We start from the raw sequence: 1,210 nt of genomic DNA on the forward strand, positions 1-1,210 counted from the left end.
GAGCTGGGGGTGGTCGCAGAGACCAGTGAGAAGCGACTGTTTACTAAAAACACAGGTCCGTGCGAAGTCGTAAGACGATGTATACGGACTGACGCCTGCCCGGTGCCGGAAGGTTAAGAGGACCGGTTAGCGCTTCGGCGCGAAGCTGAGAATTTAAGCCCCGGTAAACGGCGGTGGTAACTATAACCATCCTAAGGTAGCGAAATTCCTTGTCGGGTAAGTTCCGACCTGCACGAATGGCGTAACGACTTCTCAGCTGTCTCAACCACAGACTCGGCGAAATTGCATTACGAGTAAAGATGCTCGTTACGCGCGGCAGGACGAAAAGACCCCGGGACCTTCACTATAGCTTGGTATTGGTGTTCGGTACGGTTTGTGTAGGATAGGTGGGAGACTGTGAAGCGGGCACGCCAGTGTTTGTGGAGTCATCGTTGAAATACCACTCTGATCGTATTGGACTTCTAACCTCGGACCATGATCTGGTTCAGGGACAGTGCCTGGTGGGTAGTTTAACTGGGGCGGTTGCCTCCTAAAATGTAACGGAGGCGCCCAAAGGTTCCCTCAGCCTGGTTGGCAATCAGGTGTCGAGTGCAAGTGCACAAGGGAGCTTGACTGTGAGAGCGACAGCTCGAGCAGGGACGAAAGTCGGGACTAGTGATCCGGCACCGGCAAGTGGAAGCGGTGTCGCTCAACGGATAAAAGGTACCCCGGGGATAACAGGCTGATCTTCCCCAAGAGTCCATATCGACGGGATGGTTTGGCACCTCGATGTCGGCTCGTCGCATCCTGGGGCTGGAGTAGGTCCCAAGGGTTGGGCTGTTCGCCCATTAAAGCGGCACGCGAGCTGGGTTTAGAACGTCGTGAGACAGTTCGGTCTCTATCCGCCGCGCGCGTCAGAAACTTGAGGAAGGCTGTCCCTAGTACGAGAGGACCGGGACGGACGAACCTCTGGTGTGCCAGTTGTTCCGCCAGGAGCACTGCTGGTTAGCTACGTTCGGAAGGGATAACCGCTGAAAGCATCTAAGCGGGAAGCCTGTTCCAAGATGAGGTTTCTCACCACCTTCGAGTGGTTAAGGCCCCCCACAGACCATGGGGTTGATAGGCCAGAACTGGAAGCCCGGTAACGGGTGTAGGTGACTGGTACTAATCGGCCGAGGACTTACCAACAAAGAAGCTACGCGTCCACTGTGCAGTATCTGAAACAACACAC

The 1,210-nt window shown here is 55.3% G+C and carries 1 rRNA gene; it reads left to right on the forward strand.

What is annotated here, in order from left to right:
• A 23S ribosomal RNA gene (locus tag AB0M22_RS45700) occupies positions 1-1,167 on the forward strand; the annotation flags it as partial.
• Positions 1,168-1,210 lie beyond the last annotated feature (43 nt).

The sequence above is a fragment of the Nocardia sp. NPDC051756 genome (assembly GCF_040681495.1).
In the GTDB taxonomy this organism is placed as follows: domain Bacteria; phylum Actinomycetota; class Actinomycetes; order Mycobacteriales; family Mycobacteriaceae; genus Nocardia.